This is a genomic window from Pseudomonas sp. HP_12 (assembly GCF_055283955.1).
The window spans coordinates 221,252-241,336 of record NZ_JBTOQG010000001.1 but is presented as its reverse complement, the minus strand read 5'-3'; the positions used below and the strand labels follow the sequence as shown (position 1 = coordinate 241,336).

Here is a 20,085-nt window from a genome sequence, read left to right as displayed (position 1 = left end):
CATCCCGAAAGGCGGATCATGGCTGCAGCACCGAAGACACCAGCAGCTGCGAATACGGATGTTGCGGGTCGTCGAGGATCTGGTCGGTGAGGCCGGTTTCGACGACGTGGGAACGGCGCATGACCATCAGCCGATCGGCGAGCAAGCGGGCCACGGCCAGGTCGTGGGTGACGATCACCACCGCCAGGTCCAGCTCGCGCACCAGGCCGCGCATCAGGTCGAGCAAACGCGCCTGCACCGACACGTCGAGGCCGCCGGTGGGCTCGTCCATGAACACCAGCCGTGGGCCGGACACCAGATTTCGGGCGATTTGCAGGCGCTGCTGCATGCCGCCGGAAAAGGTCCGCGGCAGGTCGTCAATGCGCGCCGGGTCGATCTCCACCTGATTGAGCCAGTCCAGCCCTGCCGCCCGCAGCGCCTGATAATTGCGCACGCCCTGGGCCATCAGCCGCTCGCCGATGTTGGCCCCGGCCGACACCGCCATGCGCAGGCCGTCCCGAGGGTTCTGCTCGACGAAGCCCCATTCGGTGCGCAGCAAGGTGCGCCGCTCGGCCTCGCTGGCGCTGTACAGGTCCAGCCACTGGCCGGCGCTTTTGTGGGTGTCGGCGAGGCGGTAATCGATGACGCCGCTGTCGGGCGGGCAACGGCCGCTGAGCAGTGAAAGCAGCGTCGACTTGCCCGAGCCGGACTCGCCGACAATGCCCAGCACCTCCCCCGGGTACAATTCGAAACTGACGTCCTGGCAGCCTTTCTCCGGGCCGTACAACTTGGTCAGGCCGCGCACTTTCAGCAGTGGCTGGGTGCGATCGCGGTTGATCTGTTGAGCGGCGTTCATTGCGCAGCCCTCCCCTGGCTAACCCGTTGCGCGCAGTAGTCGGTGTCCGAGCAGACGAAACTCTGAGTGCCCTGATCGTCGAGGATCAGCTCGTCGAGGAACGAATCCTGGCTGCCGCAGATGGCGCAGTGGTGGTCCCACTTCTGCACTTCAAAAGGGTGATCTTCAAAATCGAGGCTGGTGACGCGGGTAAAGGGCGGCACGGCGTAAAGACGCTTCTCGCGACCGGCGCCGAACAGCATCAATGCCGGGCTCATGTCCAGCTTGGGGTTGTCAAATTTGGGGATCGGCGACGGGTCCATGACGTAGCGTTCGTCGACGGTCACCGGGTAGGCGTACGCCGTGGCGATGTGGCCGAAGGTGGCGATGTCTTCGTAGAGCTTGACGTGCATGACGCCGTAATCATTCAGGGCGTGCATGGTGCGGGTCTCGGTTTCCGACGGTTCGATGAAGCGCAGCGGCTCGGGAATCGGCACCTGATAGACCATTATCTGATCGGCGTGCAGCGGCGTTTCCGGGATGCGGTGGCGGGTCTGGATGATCGTCGCCTCGGGGGTGCGCTCGGTGGTGGCGACGCCGGCGGTGCGGGCGAAGAAGCGGCGAATCGACACCGCGTTGGTGGTGTCGTCGGCGCCCTGATCGATGACTTTGAGCACGTCCTCGGCGCCGAGGATCGCAGCGGTCAGTTGCATGCCGCCGGTGCCCCAGCCATAGGGCAGCGGCATTTCACGGCCACCGAAGGGCACTTGATAACCGGGAATTGCCACGGCCTTGAGCAGGCCGCGACGGATCATGCGTTTGGTCTGTTCATCCAGATAGGCGAAGTTGTACGCCCCGTCTCGCGGCGTCGGCGGTAATGGCTGTGGGCGTGGCGGCGTTGCGGCATTCATTGGGCCTGCTCCCTGGAGGGCGTGCGCAGTTTGCGGATCAGTTCCAGTTCGGCCTGGAAGTCCACGTAGTGCGGCAATTTCAAGTGCGAGACGAAACCTGCGGCTTCGACGTTGTCGCAGTGGGCCAGGACGAATTCTTCCTGCTGGGCCGGCGAGACGATCTCCTCGCTGTATTCCCCGGCGCGCAGCGAGCGGTCCACCAGCGCCATGCCCATGGCTTTGCGTTCGGCGTGCCCGAAAGCCAGGCCATAGCCGCGAGTGAACTGCGGCAGCTCGGTGGCGGACCCGACGAACTGGTTGACCATCTCGCACTCGGTCACTTCGATGGCGCCGATGGAGATCGGAAAGCCCAGCTCTTCCGGCTCGATCCACACCTCCACTTCTCCCACCCGAATCTCCCCGGCAAACGGGTGGTTGCGGCCGTAGCCGCGCTGGGTCGAATAACCCAGCGCCAGCAGAAAGCCTTCATCGCCCCGGGCCAGCGCCTGCAGGCGCTCGGCGCGGCTGGCCGGGTACTCCAGCGGCTCGCGGGTGATGTCGGCGACCGGCGCGCCGGTGTCCTGTTCTTCCTTGATCAGGCCTTCTTTGGCCAGCAGGCCAGAGACCCGCGGACAGGCCTGAACCGTTGCGTCGGCCTGGGTTTCAGGGCCGGGAAACTTGCCTTCGGCCAGTAAGGTGAAATCAAGCAAGCGGTGGGTGTAATCGAATGTCGGGCCCAATAGCTGCCCGCCCGGCACGTCCTTGAACGTGGCCGACAGACGTCGGTTGAGCTGCATGGCAGAGGTGTCGATGGGCAGGCTGGCACTGAAGCGGGTCAGCGTCGTGCGGTAGGCGCGCAGCAGGAAAATCGCTTCAACCAGATCGCCCGCCGATTGCTTGATCGCCAGCGCCGCCAGTTCGGCGTCGTACAGCGAGCCTTCGGTCATCACCCGGGCGACGGCCAGCGGCAATTGCTGACGGATCTGTTCCACGCCCAGTTCCGCGACCGACGTGTCGCCCCGGCGCTGTTTCGCCAGCAGTTTGTGGGCATTGTCGATGGCCTGTTCGCCACCCTTGACGGCGACGTACATCAGGCCACCCCTCTTGACGGCTGAGGCTTGAACAGCACCTGGGTGCTGCGCGGCAGGCCGAGCAATTCATTGCCCGCGACGAAGAACACGTCGATTCCCCGGGGGAAGTCATTGCGCGCTTCGCGCTCCTGCCAGAACGCTTCCTGCAACGGCAGGCTGACGTGGTTTTTGCTTTCGATGCCCGGGCCACGCCAGGCCAGTTGCGTGCCGCCCTGCAGACTCGGCAACTGGACCAGCAGCGTGCAGGACTGGTCGGGATAACGATCGTTGCCCAGGTCAAAACCGCTGAGGTCGTGCAGCTGGCTGTCGTCGAGCAGCGCGAAGCGGGCGTTCTGCCGGTCGCTGACGATCGGGCAGCCACAATGGAAGGTCAGGTTGGCGCGAATGGCCTGGGTGTCGAACGTCGGCGCGAGCCACAGCGGCGTGTCGATGTCCAGCAGCGCCAGACACAGGGCGTGGCTGGCCGCAGCAAGGCCTTCGAGGTGCGGCGGGGTTTGCGTGGCGAGCAGGCTTTGCGCGACACCGGGACCGGCCAGCGCCTTGAGGGCGGCGCGAAAACTGCGCTGTGCATCCAGCACCGGATCGGCAAATGCCGGCTGCAACAGCGAAGCGGGCAAGGATTGAGTGGCGAGAGAGGTGCTCATCAGTTTTCTCCTCTGACCAAGGTGAAGAAGTCCACTTTGGTCGCGGCGGTTTCGGCTTGTTGTTGGGCCCGGCGCAGATCCTGCGCGCGGGCCAGGGGGGCGATCAGGTCAGTCATCCAGTGCGCCTGTTGCGCGCCCTGCAAATGCGCGTCGGCCAGGGCGGCGAGTTCGGCGTGGGCCTTGTCGCGCCCAGCCAGGTAGCTGAAGCCGGTGCGGCCGTCGGCCAAGCGCACCACGCAGCGGGTCACGGTCATTTCGCCAACGTTGAACGGCGCACCGCTGCCGCCCATGCGGCCCCGCACCAGGGTCATGCCAATTTCCGGCGCACGGATCAGTTGGTAGTCGGCGTCACGCAACGCGGCTTCATGGGCCAGCAGTTCGGCGCGGCGGCTGCGCGAGAGCACGCCGATCCAGTGCTGGCGGGCAGCGTGGCCGGGTGTTTGGGCGTCGGGCGCGCTGGAAGAAACGGGTGTGGCAGTCATCGAGGGCATCTCCGTCAGGTGACGATCTGATACTGGAAGCGGTCGGAGCGGCTGGTGGAATGGGCGATCTCCACCGGGTTTCCGTGCGCATCGTGGGAAAGGGTCAGCACCGTCAGCGCCGGCAGGTGACGCGGCATCAGCAGCACGCTGGCTTCTTCGCGACTGGGCAGGCGCGCGCCGATCAGGCTGAAAGTGCGGGTCAAGGGCAACTGTCGCTCGGTGAGGAACTGGCGCACCGAGCCGCTGACGTAGTCGGCGATCAGTGACGCGCGGGTGGCGCAGTAGCGGTGGCGAATCAGGCAGACCGGCTGGCCGTCGAGGCGGCGCAGGGTTTGCAGTTCAATCAGCGGCGCATGGGGTTCGAGGCCCAGATGCCCGGCCTCCTCCGCCGTCGCCGTGCAATGGCGGCGTTGCAGCAGGACCGCTTCAACGCCGTGGCCCAGCGCCGCGAGGGATTCGCTGTAGGCGCTGCCGGCGGCAACCGGGTACACCAGCGGACGGCCCAGCACCTGGGTGCCTTTGCCCTGGCGGCGCAGCAAACTGCCTTCGCGCACCAACTCGTCGATGGCCCGGCGCACGGTGTGCCGGTTGACCTCAAAGCGCGCCGCCAGCTGGATTTCGGCGGGCAGGTATTCACCGGCGGTGTAGCGGTCGAGTTCACGGCGCAGGGTTTGCGCCAGTTCGAGGTACATCGGTTCTCGGTGTAGGGCTTCGGATTGTCTAGACAACTGCATGGCTAAAAAAAGGGTTCGCACCCTCTCCTGTCGTGGTCGTTAGATGAACTGCTTGCGCAGGCGCTGGGAGAAGATGTCGATGACGCTCACCACCACGATGATCACCAGCAGCACCGAGCAGGTCTGGGTGAACTGGAAGGCGCGGATGTTTTCCCAGAGGATCACGCCGATCCCGCCGGCACCGACCATTCCCACCACCGTCGCCGAACGCACGTTGGATTCGAAGCGGTACAGCGCGTAGGAAATCCACAGCGGCATCACCTGCGGGATGACCCCGAAAATCACTTCCTGCAGGGCACTGGCCCCGGTGGCTCGCACGCCTTCAACGGGGCCGGGATCAATCGCTTCCACCGCTTCAGCAAACAGCTTGGCGAGCACGCCGGTGGTGCTGATCCACAACGCCAGCACGCCGGCGAATGGGCCGAGGCCGACCGCCACCACGAAGAGCATGGCGAAGACCATTTCGTTGATCGATCGGAACGAATCCATGACCCGGCGCAGCGGTTGATGAATCCACCACGGCGTGATGTTGTCGGCGCAAAGGATGCCCAGCGGCACCGAGCAGACGATCGCCAGCAACGTGCCCCACAGGGCGATCTGCACGGTGACGATCATTTCCTTGAGGTACGCGCGCCATTCGTGGAAGTCGGGCGGGAAGAAGTCGGCGGCGAACGTCGCCATGTTGCCGGAGTCGCGGTACAGGGCGAGCGGGTTCATTTCCGCGCCGTGCCAGGCCCAGGCCATCATCGCCAGGAACAGGCCCCAGCCCAGGTATTGCGGCCAGCTGCGCTTGCCAGCGGCCTGGATGTAAGCAGCGTGAGTGGTCATAAAAAGTCCGGTTGCGATCGGGTGAGGCGTCATGACTGGCGCGCCGTGCCTGCACGGGGCTTACCCCCACAGGCAGGCGTGCCCCGTGCATCAACCCGCCTTGGCGGTGCCTTGTTTTTCCAGCTCGGAAATACGGTCCTGCAGCTTCGCCAAACCAGCGTCGATGTCTTTCAGGCGGGTGGCCTTTTCGTCGGCGCTGAGGGTGGTGCTGGCGGTGGTTTCGGTCTTCTGCTTGAACAGCTCCAGCTGGCGGATGGTCAGCAACTGGTCGTCCGAAGACTTGAGGAACTTGCCCATCTGCATGTTCTTCAACACGGCCTTTTCTTCGTCGGTGCCGCCGTAGTTGGCGAAGAAGTCGCGGATCTTGTTCTTCTCCGCGTCGGACATGCCCTTGCGCCAGACCATCGGGTCGGCCGGGATCAGCGGCGATTTCCAGATCACCTTGAGCATTGCGGCCTTGTCTGGCTGGGTGACTTCCAGACGGTCCCAGCTTTCGGTGTTGAAAGTGGCGACGTCCAGTTGCCCTTTGGCCACGCTGAGGGCGTTGACTTCGTGGCTGGAATTCAGCGTCCGTTTGAAGGCGGTGGCGGCGTCGACGTGATTCTGCGCGAACACGTAGTAGCCCGGCACCAGGTAGCCCGAGGTGGAGTTCGGGTCGCCGTTGCCGAAGGTCAGTTCCTTGGCGTGCTTGAGCATGTCCTCGACCGAATTGATCGGGCTGTCCTTGCGCGCAATGATCACGCTCCAGTAGCCAGGCGCACCGTTGGCCGCAACGGTCTGGGCGAAGATCTCGCCGCCGGAACGGTCCACCGCTTCCATGGCCGCCTTGTTGCCCAGCCAGGCCACGTCGACCTTGTTGAAACGCATGCCCTGAATCAGGCCGGCATAGTCAGAGGCGAAGGTGGCGTTGACTTTAAGCCCGGTCTTTTTCGACATGTCGTCGAGGAACGGCTGCCACACGCTTTTCAGGTTCTGCGACGACTCGGTGGACATGATGCCGAAGTTGATGACGGTGTCGTCGGCCTGCGCGTTGCCCAGCAGGCAACCGGCGGCGACAGCGGCAGACGCGAAGACGCGCCCGATACGGTTCAACATGGGGAACTCCCGGAGCTGGTTTTGGGTGTGGGGTTGGGTGTTGCCTGTTACCGGTGCCGCCACCGAGTCAGGCGCGAGCCAACATCAGTCGCGACGGTCGTTCGGTGTCCCGCGCGCTGCCGTCGAACATCAGGCTGGTATCGGCGTCGGCGCCATACAAGTCGTTTAGGAACTGGCTGTTGAGCTCGGCGCCGTTGCCGTCGAAGTGAATCCGTCCGCCCTTGAGCGCCACGGCACGCGGGCAATAGCGCACGGCGTAATCCACTTGATGCAACGTGACGACGACGGTCTTGCCGTCCCGGCGATTGATGTCGGCGAGGATTTCCATGACCTTGCGCGCAGACTCGGGGTCGAGGGAGGCAATGGGCTCGTCGGCGAGAATGACTTCGGCCTGCTGGGTCAGCGCGCGGGCGATGGCCACCCGCTGCTGCTGGCCGCCGGACAGGGTCGAAGCCCGTTGCGGCGCCAGATCGGCAAGGCCGACGCGGTCAAGGTTGGCCATGGCCCGGGCCTTTTCCTCGGCGTTGAACAGGCCCAGGCTGCCACGCCAGCGAGGCATACGGCCCAGACAGCCGAGGAGCACGTTGTCGAGCACGCTCAGGCGATTGACCAGATTGAACTGCTGAAAGATGTAGCCGATGTCGGCCCGCAGGCGGCGCACTTTGCCGTTCAGCCGGCCCGAAGCCTGCACTTCCCGGCCCAGCACCTGGACGCTGCCGCCATTGGTGCGATCACAACAGGCCAGACCGGCCAGATGGCGCAACAGCGTGGATTTGCCGGAACCGGAAGCGCCGATCAGCGCAACCATTTCCCCGTGTTGTATAGACAATGCAAGGTCAACCAAAGCGGTCTTTCGGGCGAATGTCTTGTTCAAGCGGTCGACGTGGATGGCTGCGGTCATGGGCTTCTCTGGTGTTGTGATTCCAGCGTCCTGCCGGGGATGAATGATCAGCCGCACGACCGTCCCTGGCCGCGTTCGGTGCGAGTGACATTAGGGGCAGCCTGTGGCAGTTCCATGAATCGACGATGACGACGGCGTTTCACTTCGGAGACGGTTTGATGCGGGATTTCTCGGGGGGTTTGTGGACATCACGAGGTTAAAGGGCGGTCTAGCGGCGGTGCGGGCTAGACAAGTTGGAGGGTTGTTGAGGATTCAGTGGAGGGGATTGCGGGAGGGCTGAAACAAATAATTCGTGCCGTTGGTCCGTTGGCAGAATGCGATGCCGCTAGTGGTGCCGGCTTTAGCCGGGAAAGCGTCGGATGTCACTGCGGAATTTAGGGTGTTCAGACTGGCCTCTTCCCGGCTGAAGCCGGTCCCACTATGGACATGCGTTTCGACCGTAGGACTGGCTTTAGCCGGGAAGGCGTCGGGTGGCGCGCTGCGGGATTGAGGGTGTAAAGGCTGGCCCCTTCCCGGCTGAAGCCGGTCCTACAAGAGCACCGCATCCCGTCAGTAACACCTGTGACGCGGAGCGTCAGGGGATGCATTCCCACGCGTAGCGTAGGGAACGATCACCTCGTACCTAGTGGGACCGGATTCAGCCGGGAAGCTTTTGATCTTGATTTGCTTTTAATCTTCATACGCAAAAAGCCCAAACACCACAAATCGCGACTTGGGTGCAGGCCGAACGCAGACGACGCGCAGTGGGTCGAGCCGCATGGCGGCGAGAGCGCCGTTGCGGACATGGATGTCCGTTCGGCGCGGGCCCACGGAGCGTCGTGGGAGTGAGGTATTCCGACGAAGGAGGAACCCAACCGAGAGCAAGCACCCTTGGTTACTTGGGGTGCTTTTCCAAGTAACTCGCCGAAGGCGAAACAGAGGCCGTTAGGCCGACGCTCTTGATCTTGATCTTGATCTTGATCTTGATCTTGATCTTGATCTTGATCTTGATCTTGATCTTGATCTTGATCTTGATCTTGATCTTGATCAGGCGTTTAGATCCGGAAAGTGCCGACCAGATGCTGCAGCCGTGCCGTCTGATGCTCCAGATGCGCACAAGCATCGAGAGTGGATTTCAGGTTATCGACGCCCTCCTGATTCAGCGTATTGATCTCCGTAATGTCGACATTGATCGACTCTACCACCGCCGTCTGCTCCTCGGTCGCGGTCGCCACCGACTGGTTCATGCCATCGATCTCACTGATCCGGCGGGTCACGCTATTGAGCCGTTCGCCCGCCTGATTGGCGATAGTCACACTGTTCTCGCTCTGGCGCTGGCTCTCGGTCATGTTGATCACCGCATCGCGCGCGCCGACCTGCAACTCCTCGATCATGCCCTGCACCTGCTGCGCCGAATCCTGGGTGCGGTGCGCCAGATTCCTCACCTCGTCCGCCACCACCGCAAAACCACGCCCCGCTTCCCCTGCCCGCGCCGCTTCGATGGCAGCGTTGAGCGCCAGCAAGTTGGTCTGCTGAGAAATACCGGTAATCACTTCCAGAATCTGCCCGATGTTGGCGGTCTTGTTGTTCAGCGTTTCAATGTTGGCGCACGACTCGCTGATCTTCTCCGACAGCTGATTCATCGCCGTGATGGTCTGGCTGACAACGCCCTGCCCTTCGCTGGCCAGTTGCGTGGCCTCGCTGGAATGCTGCGACGCCAGCGCGGCGTTCTGGGCGATTTCCTGAGCGGCGGCGCCGAGCTGGTTGATCGCAGCGGCCACACTGCTGGTGCGGCTGGTCTGCTGATCGGAATTGCCCATCGACGAGTTCGAGGCACCGACCACGCGGGCCGCGACTTCACCCAGCTGCCCGGCGGTGGAGGCCACTTCGCGGATCGAGCCGTGAATACGCTCCACAAAACGATTGAACGACTGCGCCAGCGCGCCAAACTCATCCTGGGACACGATGGCCAGACGCATGGTCAAGTCGCCTTCTCCGTCGGCGATGTCCTGCATGGCACGGCCCATCTGGTGCAACGGCTGCATCAGCACGCGGATCAACAGGCCCAGCAGCACCATGATGATCGCCACAGCGATGACCATCGCGAAAATTGCCGAAGAGCGGAATTCGCTCAGCATCGAGTAGGCAGCGTCGCGGTCAAGCACCAGCGCCACGTACCAGTTCGCCGACGACAGCCCCTCCACCTTGGTAAACGAGATGATCTGCGCCTTGCCGCCGGACTCGATTTCCGCCACGCCCGGCGCGATGGTTGGCGCACCGCTCGGATAGGCTTCGCTGACGTTCTTGAGGATCAGCTTGCTGTCCGGGTGAATCAGAATCTTGCCGTCGGCGCTGACGATGTACGCATAACCGTGGCCGCCGAAGTTCAGCGAGTTGATGGTCTTGCTGATGGCGTCCAGGGAAATGTCCGCACCCGCGACGCCGATCATCTGCCCTTGCTGGCGGACCGGCGTGGCCAGTGTCACCACCAGCTTGCCCGACGAAGCTGCGATGTAAGGCTCGGTGACGATAATGCCCTGCGCCGCGTCGGCCGCCTTGTACCAGCCACGGGCCCGCGGGTCATAGTCGGCCGGGCGATTGCCCGTCGGCACGGAGAACATCACGCCGTCCTTGCTGCCGAAATAACTGAGCTGGAAATTGTCCGGATACACCGGCAAACCGATCGCCCGCTGCAAGCTGTCCTGGGCCGGACCGTCGACCGCGATCTGCTGGGCCATGGAGTTGAGCAACTGCGTGCGGCTGTCGAGCCAGGTTTGAATGTTTTGCGTGGTCAGACTGCCCATCTGTTGAAGTTCGGAGGCGACGCTGTTCTTCAGGGTTTCGCGCTGGCGATAATCGTTCACCAGAATAAAACACGAGAAAGCAACTACCACGATGAGTGCAGCGGCCAGCAAGATCTTTTTGCTGAAACCCAGACGTTTGATCATATGCGTGTGTCCATAACAGAGATGACAGCGACAAGAGTGCGATGCCGATAGGTGCGCTGCGCTTTGCACGGGTGCTGCAGGAAAGAGAAGGCACGGCCTGAAAGATGTTTCGGCAGCGAACCCGGGGAATTTAGGGCCGGATGTCGATGAAAGTTGAGTGCTGTTCTATGAGGGGAGAAATAGTTCAACTTCAATTCAATTGCGGGGCATTAGTTCAAGTAGTGGATCCAATAAAGACCGTTAGTTGTATAGGGCTTATATAACCGAGCTAAATACTGGCGGGGTTGATAGCCAATCTGTTTGCGCAGCCAATTGCGACCGACTCCGACGGTAAGACCGGCTTCAGCCGGGAAGCTGTCGAGGGATCACACCCGATCGGTCATCGCCGCCATGGCCACGGAGGTGGCAGCGGTGCGGGTTTCGACGCCGAGTTTGATGTAGATGTGTTCCAGGTGTTTGTTCACCGTTCGCGGGCTCAGTTGCAGGATGTCGGCGATGTCTTTGTTGGTTTTGCCGCAGGACACCCAGCGCAGCACTTCGATTTCCCGGTCGGTGAGCTGGAAGCGGCGGGACAATGTGCCGTAGGCGGATTTGTCTTCGAACGTCACCGGCTGCGACGCCGTGCGGGCGGTTTGCAGGATGCGCGCGGTGCGCAAATGTGAAGCGACCCGGGCCAGCACTTCGGCGCACTCGATCGGCTTGGTGACATAGTCGATGGCGCCGGCCTCGAAACCCTGCACCACGTGCTCGCTGTCGGTCAGCGCGGTCATGAACAGCACGGGGATGTTGGCGGTGTCCGGTTGCGCCTTGATCTGGCGGCAGGTGTCGAAGCCGTTCAGGCCGGGCATCATCGCGTCCAGCAGAATCAGGTCCGGACGCCGACGCTGGATGCGGGTCAACGCACTGTGCCCGTCCAGCGCCACCAGCACCATGTACCCCGCCTCGTCCAGCGCATCGGACAGCAGCGCCAGGTTATCGGGTACGTCATCGACGATCAGGATGACGCCGTTTTCAGCGGCTCGGGTCATGGCGTCCATTAAGGGCCTCCTTCAATTGAAGACTGAGTTCATCCAGGCGAAAACCTGACGCCAGGGTGCGCAGGCGGGTGACAAAACCGGCGCTGTGGGTGTTCTCGCGCTCGATGGCGTCGAGTTTTTGTTGAATGCCACGGATGTAGCCCAGGCCGCACAGTTCATACAGCTCTTCCAGATCCTCCCGCGACGGCAACACCCCCGGCGTCTGCACGAGCACCGGGGCGCTGCGCAAACGCCGCTGCCAAGTCAGTTGCAGATGATGCTGAATGCGGTCCAGCAGTTGCGGCAAATGCAGGGGTTTGGCCAGGTAGTCATTGCACACCTGCAGGCTGCGTTCCTTGTCATCGGCGAAGGCATTGGCGTTGGCCGACAGCACGATGATCGGCGCCAGGGACAGCGCGTTGCGGCGGATCATGCGACTGGTCGCCCAACCGTCCATGTCCGGCATGGACAGGTCCATCAGGATCAGGTCCGGGTGCAGCAGCGACACCTGCCTGACCGCCTCTTGCCCGTTGGCCGCCTGCGCCACGTCAAAACCCAGCGGCATAAGCATGCCGCTGATGACCTTGCGGTGCTCGATGTGATCGTCCACCACCAGAATCAGCCGCCGCGGACCGTCGTAACCGATGACGTCGTGGTTGACGTCGACGATCGCCTTGGGCACCCGCACTTCGGACAGGAACAGCCGCACCTGAAACCGCGTCCCTTCCTCGGGCTGGCTGCTGACGGACAGGGCGCCGCCCATCAACGCCGTGAGCATCCGCGTGATGGTCAGCCCCAGGCCCACGCCGTTGTCTTGCCGTACCAGCCCGCCCCGTTCGAACGGCTGGAAAATCCGTTCGATCTGTTCCGGCGCGATGCCGATCCCGGTGTCGATGATGTCGAAGGTCGCTGTTTCACGCCGGTAACTGACGCGCAGGCAGACTTCTCCGCTGTCCGTAAAGTTGATCGCGTTGCCCAGCAGGTTGATCAGAATCTGCCGCACCCGCTTCTCGTCGCCGCGCACCACTTCCGGCATGCGTCCGATCAGCTCCAGTCGAAAGTGCAGGCCTTTCTCCCGGGCCGTGCTGGCGAACATTTTCTCCAGATCGTCGAGAAACTCCTGGAACAGGATTTCCGTCGGCTCCAGCCGCAGCTTGCCGGCTTCGATCTTGGCCACGTCCAGCAGGCCGTCGATCAGCGACAGCAAATGCGAACTGCTGCGCATGATGGTCGCCAGGGAATCCAGGTGTTTACTCGGGGTGGCGACGTCCCGCTGCAGGATCTGGGTGAAACCGAGAATGCTGTTGAGCGGCGTGCGCAGCTCGTGGGAAAGCCCGGTGACGTAGCGACTCTTGGCGGCGTTGGCGGCCTCCGAGGCTTCCTTGGCCTCCTGCAGCGCCTGATCGGTTTTGTGGTGCGCCTCGATTTCCTGCATCAGCAACGCTGTCTGCCGCTCGGATTCTTCCAGGGCCACGCGCCGGCTCTCCCGGGTCAGCACCACCCACCAGGCCAGTACGCCGGCGAACACGCAAAAGGTCAGGAACGCCTTGAGAAACGCCAGCATCAGGGTGTGATGCACCTGCGGTGATTGATCGATCAACCCATGTGAAACCTGGCTGTAAATCATCGTCAGCGCCCCGGTCAGGGTCAGCACCAACACGGTAAGCAGGCCCAGGTAGTGCGCCAGTCGGGTGTGCAGGTACTGGCGCGGCAAGCGGGGCAGCAGGCGGCCGATCAGGTCCTCGAATTGCATCGACAGCCGCGAGCGGGTTTTGCATTGATCGCCGCAACGGGCGTCCAGCGAACAGCACAACGAGCAGATGGGCGAACCGTACGCCGGGCACCAGGCCATGTCAGGGGTTTCGAAACGGTTGCTGCACACGCCACAGCGCAGGCTGGTCTGGCGGCCGAGGGGGAACAGCAGACCGGGGTCGCTTTCCCGGGCGATGTAGTAACGGCCTTTGGTCAGCCAGGCGATCAACGGCGCCGCGACCAGTGCGCTGGTCAGGGAAATCAGCGGCGGCGCAGCCCGCGCCACCTCCCCCAGCGCACCGAAATGGGCACACATCGACAACAATGAGGCAATGAACATCGCGCCGACGCCCACCGGGTTGATGTCGTAGAGGTGCGCGCGTTTGAACTCAATGTACTTGGGCGACAGGCCGAGAGGCTTGTTGATCACCAGATCGGCCACCAGCGCGCCAATCCAGGCGATGGCGACGTTGGCGTACAGGCCGAGCACTTCCTCGATGGCGTCGAACACGCCCAGTTCCATGAGGATCAGCGCGATAGCGACGTTGAACACCAGCCAGACCACCCGGCCCGGATGGCTATGGGTGACCCGGGCAAAGAAGTTCGACCAGGCCAGGGATCCGGCGTAGGCATTGGTCATGTTGATCTTGATCTGGGAAATGATCACGAACAGCACCATGGCCGCCAGCGCCCATTCCGGGGACGCAAACACATCATTGAACGCCACCAGGTACATCTGCGTCGGCTCGGCCGCGCGCTCGATGGGCACTTGATGCTGCAGGGCGAGGAAGGCGAGAAAGGCGCCGGCCATGATTTTCAGGCCGCCGGGGATGACCCAGCCGGGCCCGGCCATCAGCACCGCGGCCCACCAGCGCTTGCGGTTGCGGCGGGTTTTCTCCGGCATAAACCGCAGGTAGTCCACCTGCTCGCCGATCTGCGTCACCAGGGACAACGCCACGCTGAACGCGGCACCGAACAGCAGCAGATTGAACGTGCCGCCCTCGCCCTCCCGGCCGGCAAAGGTGGTGAGGTCGGACAGCGCGTCGGGGTTTTTCCAGATCACGAACACGTAGGGCACGATCAGCAACGTCAGCCACAACGGTTGCGACCACATTTGCAGGCGACTGATCAGGGTGATGCCGTAGGCCACCAGCGGGATGACGATGATCGAGCAAATCACGTACGCCAGCGCCAGCGGAATGTGGGTGTACAGCTCCAGGGCCAGCGCCATGATGGCCGCTTCCAGGGCGAAGAACAGGAAGGTGAAACTGGCGTAGATCAACGAGGTGATGGTCGAGCCGATGTAGCCGAAGCCGGCGCCACGGGTCAGCAGGTCCATGTCCACGCCATAGCGCGCGGCGTAGTAGCTGATGGGCAGCCCGGTGAAAAAGATCACCACCGTCATGGCGATGATGGCCCATAAGGTGTTGGTGAAGCCGTAGCTCATCACCAGCGCGCCGCCAATGGCTTCCAGTGCCAGGAACGACACAGCCCCGACAGCCGTGTTGGCGATGCGGAATTCCGACCATTTGCGGAAAGACTTGGGCGTGAAACGCAACGCGTAGTCTTCCATGGTCTCGTCGGCGACCAGACGATTGTAATCGCGGCGCACCTTGATGATGCGTTGAGAGCCGGAGGGTCGCACTGAGGGGTTCCTGATGAGAGAGAGCGAATTCGCCACTCACCGTCCTTGCTGGCGCGAAACTGAGAACTGTGTTCAAACAGCAACTTCTGTGCCGCGGGCGCAATCATGCCTCGGTCCGGCGTTCCCGGCCCTACGTCAAATGACGTACGCGCATACGTCACGCTGCGTATACCTCGATTCCCGCGCCCGCCTCATCCTTGCTCGCAGCTCGCGACGGACCCTCACCCGGCCGCCGCGAATCACCAGCACAGGAGCGGGAACATGGATTCACGACTGACAGGCCCCACGCGCTTTTTCCCCCGACGCCTGGCATTGGGGGCGGCAGCCCTTTCGCTGATCGCCGCCAGCGTGTTCAGCCAGATGACCCTGGCCGACGATGTCAACACCACCGGTCTGGCCGTCACGCCGACCGAAGTGACCGTCGGCCAGCTGCACTCGGCCACCGGCACCATGGCGATCTCCGAAACCGGTTCGATCCAGGCCGAACGCCTGGCCATCGACCAGATCAACGCGTCGGGCGGCATCCTCGGTCGCCAGATCAAAATCGTGCAGGAGGACGGCGCGTCCGACTGGCCGACCTTCGCCGAGAAAGCCCGCAAGCTGCTGGTCAACGACAAGGTGGCCACGGTGTTCGGCTGCTGGACCTCGGCGTCGCGTAAGGCGGTGTTGCCGGTGTTCGAGAAAGAAAACGGCCTGTTGTACTACCCGACCTTCTACGAAGGGCTGGAACAGTCGAAAAACGTGATCTACACCGGGCAGGAAGCGACCCAGCAGATCCTTGCCAGCCTGGACTGGATCGCCAAGACCAAGGGCGCCAAGACCTTTTACCTGATCGGTTCGGATTACATCTGGCCGCGCACCTCGATGAAGATCGCCCGCAAGCACATCGAGAACGTGCTCCACGGCACGGTCGTCGGCGAAGACTACTACCCGCTGGGCAATACCCAGTTCGGCTCGCTGATCAACAAAGTCAAATTGAAGAAACCTGACGTGGTGTTCGCCGCAGTCGTGGGCGGCTCCAACGTGGCGTTCTACAAGCAGCTCAAAGCCGCTGGCGTCGATTCCACCAAGCAGACGCTGTTGACCCTCTCGGTCACCGAAGACGAACTGCTGGGCATTGGCGGCGAGAACATGAAGGGCTTCTACGCGTCGATGAAGTACTTCCAGAGCCTGGATAACCCCAACAACAAAGCGTTCGTTGAGGCGTTCAAGGCCAAGTACGGCAAGGATTCGGTGATGGGCGACGTGACCCAGGCCGCCTACCTCGGTCCGTGGTTGTGGAAAGCCGCGGTCGAGAAAGCCGGCAGCTTCGACGTCGACAAAGTGGTGGCGGCGTCCCCGGGCATCGAGCTGAAGACCGCGCCCGAAGGCTACGTGAAGATTCACGAAAACCATCACCTGTGGAGCAAGACCCGCATCGGTGAAGTCCAGGCCGATGGCCAGTTCAAGGTGGTTTACGAGTCGGACTTGATTGAGCCGAATCCGTTTCCGAAGGGTTACCAGTAATTGCTGCTGACATGGCGCGCTGATCGTTCCCACGCTCTGCGTGGGAATGCCGGTCCGGCCGCTCTGCGGCCATGCAGGACGCGGAGCGTCCGGGCTGCGTTACCACGCTGAGCGTGGGAACGATCAAGCACACGTGGATGGCCAATCAATTTTTCACCTCGGAGACCATCATCATGGAATGGCTATCGGAATTTGGTGCCATCGCGGCCATGCAGGGGTTCAACGGGCTTTCCGTGTTCTGCGTGCTGTTGTTGATGGCCCTGGGGCTGGCGATCATTTTTGGTCAGATGGGCGTGATCAACATGGCCCACGGTGAATTCCTCACCATCGGCGCCTACACCACTTACCTGCTGTCGACCCTGGTGCAGACCTATTGGCCGTGGATGCAGCCGTACTATTTCTTCTTTGCCATCGCGTTGTCGTTCGTGGTGGCCGGTGCCGTGGGTTGGGTGGTGGAGTGGGTGATGATCAGTCGCCTTTACCACCGACCGCTCGACACCCTGCTGGCGACATGGGGCCTGTCCCTGGTCATGCAGCAAGCGTTCCGTTCCATCTTCGGCGCCCGTGAAGTCAGCGCCAACCCGCCCGAATGGCTGATGGGCGCGGTCAACCTCACTGAATCCATCGAAATCCCGCGCAACGGCCTGTTCGTCATGGGCCTGACCGTGCTGATGACCGGCGGGATTTTTCTCATGCTGTACCGCAGCCGCTGGGGGTTGCACGTCCGCGCCACGGTGCAGAACCGCATCATGAGCCGGGCGGTGGGCATCAACACCCGCAAGGTCGACCGCATGACCTTCGCCCTGGGCTGCGGCGTTGCCGGGGTCGCGGGGGCGGCGTTCACCACCATCGGTTCCACCGGCCCCACCGCCGGCTCCCTGTACATCGTCGACACCTTTCTGGTGGTGGTTTTCGGCGGCGCGGCCAGCCTGTTCGGCACCATTGCCTCGGCGTTCGCCATTGCCCAGACCCAGTCGCTGTCGGAGTTCTTCATGAGTGGCTCGATGGCCAAGGTCCTGACCCTGTCCATCGTGATCCTGATCCTGTTGATGCGCCCCCAGGGGTTGTTCGCCAGCAAGGTTCGTAAATAAGTGTGCGCCAGAGAGGTAGCCCCATGAACGCGCTAAACAAAATGCTCGGTGGACGCCAGGGCGTGGTCGGCCTGCTGATCCTCGCGGCCCTGATCCTGGTGGTCTTCCCCCTGACTCTGGACGCCTTTCGCCTGAACATGGTCGGCAAATACCTGACCTACGCGTTCGTCGCCGTGGGCCTGGTGTTGTGCTGGGGGTACGGCGGCATTCTCAGCCTGGGGCAAGGGGTGTTCTTCGGCCTGGGCGGCTACTGCATGGCGATGTTTCTCAAGCTCGAAGCATCTGATCCGGAGAGCACGAAAATCCAGTCGACCCCTGGCATTCCGGACTTCATGGACTGGAACCAGATCACCGAACTGCCGTGGCTGTGGGTGCCGTTTCACAGCTTCACGTTCACGGTGATGGCGGTCATCGTGTTGCCGGTGCTGCTGGCGTTGATCATTGGCGTCGCGCTGTTCAGACGCCGGGTGGGCGATGTGTATTTTTCCATCGTCACCCAGGCCATCGCGTTGATCCTCACGGTGCTGATCATCGGCCAGCAAGGCATGACCGGCGGGATCAACGGCATCACCGATCTCAAGACCCTGCTGGGGTGGGACATCCGCAGCGACAGCGCCAAACTGCTGTTGTACTTCATCAATGCGGGCCTGCTGTTCGCCTGCATCCTGTTCGGCAAATTCATCCTCCATTCCAAACTCGGCCGGCTGCTGATGGCCATGCGCGACAAGGAAGAGCGCGTGCGGTTCTCCGGTTACGACGTGGCGGCGTTCAAGGTCTTCGTGTACTGCGTCGCGGCGTGTTTCTCGGCCATCGGCGGGGCGATGTTCGCCTTGCAGGTGGGGTTCATGTCGCCGTCGTTCGTGGGCATCGTGCCGTCCATCGAGATGGTGATCTTCGCCGCCGTCGGTGGGCGCATGTCGCTGCTGGGCGCGGTGTACGGCTCGCTGCTGGTGAATTACGGCAAGACCTACTTCTCCGAGTCGTTCCCCGAATTGTGGCTGTACCTCATGGGCGGGCTGTTCATCGCCGTGGTCATGTATTTCCCCAACGGCCTGGCCGGTCTGTGGGAAAGCCACGGGCGCAAATGGTTGTCGGGCTTCACGCGCAAGCCGGCACCGGTGATTGCCTCCCCTGCCCCGGTCATCACGCCACCCCCCGCCCCCGCTGACAAGAAAGCCGCCAGCCCGCTGGAGATTCAGCCATGACCCGCCCGACAGGCTTTCAGATGAACAAACCGGTCCTGGCCATTGAGGGCCTGACCGTGTCCTTCGACGGTTTCAAGGCGGTGGATGACCTCAACCTGTACATCGACCGCAACGAAGTGCGGGTGGTCATCGGCCCCAACGGCGCGGGGAAGACCACGGTGCTCGACCTGATCTGCGGCAAGACCCGGGCCACGGGCGGCAGCATCCAGTTCAAGGACCGCGAGCTGACCACCATGAACGAGTACGACATCGTCCGTGCCGGGGTCGGGCGCAAGTTCCAGACGCCATCGATCTACGACAACCTGAGCGTGTTCGAGAACCTGGAGATGTCGTTTCCGGCGGGGCGCTCGGTGTTCGGCGCGCTGTTCTTCAAGCGCACCCAAGAGGTGCTGGACCGGGTCAATCAAGTGGCCGCCGACATCTTCCTCGGTGACCGGCTGCAGCAGCAGGCGGGCCTGTTATCCCACGGCCAGAAGCAGTGGCTGGAGATCGGCATGTTGCTGATGCAGGACCCGGAACTGCTGATGCTCGACGAGCCGGTGGCGGGCATGAGCGTCAGCGAGCGGGCGCAAACCTCCGACCTGTTGAATCGCATCAGCCAGGGCCGTTCGGTGCTGGTGATCGAGCACGACATGGAGTTCGTCAAGAGCATCGCCCACAAGGTCACGGTGCTGCATCAGGGCAAGGTGCTGGCCGAAGGCAGCATGGAGTCGGTGCAGAACAACCCGAAAGTCATCGAAGTCTATCTGGGCCATTGAGGAGCGCAGCATGTTCAACATTCAGCAGCTGGCATGTGGTTATGGCCAGAGTCAGGTCCTCCACGACCTGAGCCTCTCGGTGCAGAAGCAGGAAATCGTCGCGGTGATGGGCCGCAACGGCATGGGCAAGACCACGCTGTTCAAGAGCCTGATGGGCATCCTGCCGCAATGGGGCGGCCAGGTTCAGCTGGACGGCGTGGACGTGTCCGCCCTGGAAACCCACAACCGTGTCGCCGAGGGCATGGCCTACGTGCCCCAGGGGCGGATGATTTTTCCGTCTATGAGCGTGCTGGAAAACATCCAGACCGGCCTCCCCGCCTCAGCGGGCGGCAAGGTCCCGGAAGACCTGTACGCGCTGTTCCCGGTGCTGTTCGACATGCGCGGCCGACGCGGCGGCAACCTGTCCGGCGGCCAGCAACAGCAGCTGGCCATCGCCCGGGCCCTGGCGACCAATCCCAAGGTGTTGTTGCTCGACGAGCCCACCGAAGGCATCCAGCCGTCGATCATCAAGGACATCGCCCGCACCCTTAAAGAGATCCGCGCCCTGCGCAACCTGACGATCATCGTCTCGGAGCAGGTGCTGTCCTTCACCCTGGAAATCGCCGACCGCTTGCTGGTGATCGAGAAAGGCCGCTTCGTCATCGAAGAAACCCGCGCCAATGTCGATGAAGCGACGATCAGTCGGTATTTGTCGGTGTAGCAAGGC

At 62.6% G+C, this 20,085-nt stretch carries 17 protein-coding genes and 1 pseudogene; 5 read left to right on the top strand and 13 right to left on the bottom strand.

Going from position 1 to position 20,085, the window contains the following annotated elements; genetic code table 11:
• Window positions 1-16 precede the first annotated feature (16 nt).
• The 13 genes and pseudogenes from phnK to ACYASU_RS00970 form a co-directional block, all read right to left on the bottom strand.
• Window positions 17-835, bottom strand: coding sequence for a phosphonate C-P lyase system protein PhnK (gene phnK / locus ACYASU_RS01030; RefSeq protein WP_463581634.1), 819 nt, complete (start codon window positions 833-835; stop codon window positions 17-19).
• Window positions 832-1,725 (bottom strand): alpha-D-ribose 1-methylphosphonate 5-phosphate C-P-lyase PhnJ, encoded by an 894-nt coding sequence (locus ACYASU_RS01025; RefSeq protein WP_463581633.1) that lies wholly within the window; start codon window positions 1,723-1,725, stop codon window positions 832-834. The genes phnK and ACYASU_RS01025 overlap by 4 nt, the downstream gene beginning before the upstream one ends.
• Window positions 1,722-2,795 carry a carbon-phosphorus lyase complex subunit gene (locus tag ACYASU_RS01020; protein ID WP_463581632.1) on the bottom strand — a complete coding sequence of 358 codons (1,074 nt, stop codon included), beginning with the start codon at window positions 2,793-2,795 and terminating at the stop codon, window positions 1,722-1,724. The genes ACYASU_RS01025 and ACYASU_RS01020 overlap by 4 nt, the downstream gene beginning before the upstream one ends.
• The gene (gene phnH / locus ACYASU_RS01015) at window positions 2,795-3,412 is read right to left on the bottom strand and encodes a phosphonate C-P lyase system protein PhnH (protein WP_463581823.1); all 618 of its coding nucleotides are present in this window, start codon (window positions 3,410-3,412) and stop codon (window positions 2,795-2,797) included. The genes ACYASU_RS01020 and phnH overlap by 1 nt, the downstream gene beginning before the upstream one ends.
• Before the next feature lie 26 nt (window positions 3,413-3,438).
• Window positions 3,439-3,921 carry a phosphonate C-P lyase system protein PhnG gene (phnG, locus tag ACYASU_RS01010; RefSeq protein WP_463581631.1) on the bottom strand — a complete coding sequence of 161 codons (483 nt, stop codon included), beginning with the start codon at window positions 3,919-3,921 and terminating at the stop codon, window positions 3,439-3,441.
• A 14-nt stretch (window positions 3,922-3,935) separates the two neighbouring features.
• Window positions 3,936-4,655, bottom strand: a complete 720-nt coding sequence (gene phnF, locus ACYASU_RS01005) for a phosphonate metabolism transcriptional regulator PhnF (RefSeq protein WP_346626124.1) — start codon at window positions 4,653-4,655, stop codon at window positions 3,936-3,938.
• Window positions 4,656-4,694: 39 nt separating this feature from the next.
• Window positions 4,695-5,483: a phosphonate ABC transporter, permease protein PhnE gene (gene phnE / locus ACYASU_RS01000; RefSeq protein ID WP_122535792.1), complete on the bottom strand. Its 789-nt coding sequence runs from the start codon at window positions 5,481-5,483 to the stop codon at window positions 4,695-4,697.
• Between the two features lie 90 nt (window positions 5,484-5,573).
• A complete protein-coding gene (gene phnD / locus ACYASU_RS00995; protein WP_463581630.1) occupies window positions 5,574-6,578 on the bottom strand; it encodes a phosphonate ABC transporter substrate-binding protein in 1,005 nt (334 codons plus the stop codon).
• A gap of 67 nt (window positions 6,579-6,645) precedes the next feature.
• Window positions 6,646-7,479, bottom strand: a complete 834-nt coding sequence (gene phnC / locus ACYASU_RS00990) for a phosphonate ABC transporter ATP-binding protein (RefSeq protein WP_463581629.1) — start codon at window positions 7,477-7,479, stop codon at window positions 6,646-6,648.
• Between the two features lie 1,034 nt (window positions 7,480-8,513).
• Window positions 8,514-9,278 (bottom strand): methyl-accepting chemotaxis protein, encoded by a 765-nt coding sequence (locus tag ACYASU_RS00985; RefSeq protein ID WP_407073227.1) that lies wholly within the window; start codon window positions 9,276-9,278, stop codon window positions 8,514-8,516.
• A 93-nt stretch (window positions 9,279-9,371) separates the two neighbouring features.
• Window positions 9,372-10,406, bottom strand: a pseudogene (locus ACYASU_RS00980) (HAMP domain-containing protein); the annotation flags it as partial.
• Window positions 10,407-10,771: 365 nt separating this feature from the next.
• Window positions 10,772-11,443 carry a response regulator gene (locus ACYASU_RS00975; RefSeq protein ID WP_463581628.1) on the bottom strand — a complete coding sequence of 224 codons (672 nt, stop codon included), beginning with the start codon at window positions 11,441-11,443 and terminating at the stop codon, window positions 10,772-10,774.
• Window positions 11,418-14,819 (bottom strand): ATP-binding protein, encoded by a 3,402-nt coding sequence (locus ACYASU_RS00970; RefSeq protein WP_463581627.1) that lies wholly within the window; start codon window positions 14,817-14,819, stop codon window positions 11,418-11,420. The genes ACYASU_RS00975 and ACYASU_RS00970 overlap by 26 nt, the downstream gene beginning before the upstream one ends.
• A gap of 261 nt (window positions 14,820-15,080) precedes the next feature.
• Here ACYASU_RS00970 and urtA point away from each other — a divergent pair, with 261 nt between their 5' ends.
• The 5 genes from urtA (at window position 15,081) to urtE (ending at window position 20,079) form a co-directional block, all read left to right on the top strand.
• The gene (gene urtA / locus ACYASU_RS00965; RefSeq protein WP_192172205.1) at window positions 15,081-16,325 is read left to right on the top strand and encodes an urea ABC transporter substrate-binding protein; all 1,245 of its coding nucleotides are present in this window, start codon (window positions 15,081-15,083) and stop codon (window positions 16,323-16,325) included.
• Between the two features lie 173 nt (window positions 16,326-16,498).
• Entirely contained in the window at window positions 16,499-17,416 is a 918-nt protein-coding gene (urtB, locus tag ACYASU_RS00960; RefSeq protein ID WP_423571535.1) for an urea ABC transporter permease subunit UrtB, read from the top strand.
• 23 nt (window positions 17,417-17,439) lie between these two features.
• A complete protein-coding gene (gene urtC, locus ACYASU_RS00955) occupies window positions 17,440-18,621 on the top strand; it encodes an urea ABC transporter permease subunit UrtC (RefSeq protein ID WP_463581626.1) in 1,182 nt (393 codons plus the stop codon).
• Window positions 18,618-19,379: an urea ABC transporter ATP-binding protein UrtD gene (gene urtD / locus ACYASU_RS00950; protein ID WP_463581625.1), complete on the top strand. Its 762-nt coding sequence runs from the start codon at window positions 18,618-18,620 to the stop codon at window positions 19,377-19,379. Before urtC ends, urtD begins: the two co-directional genes overlap by 4 nt.
• A gap of 10 nt (window positions 19,380-19,389) precedes the next feature.
• Window positions 19,390-20,079, top strand: a complete 690-nt coding sequence (gene urtE / locus ACYASU_RS00945; protein ID WP_463581624.1) for an urea ABC transporter ATP-binding subunit UrtE — start codon at window positions 19,390-19,392, stop codon at window positions 20,077-20,079.
• Window positions 20,080-20,085: the final 6 nt, after the last annotated feature.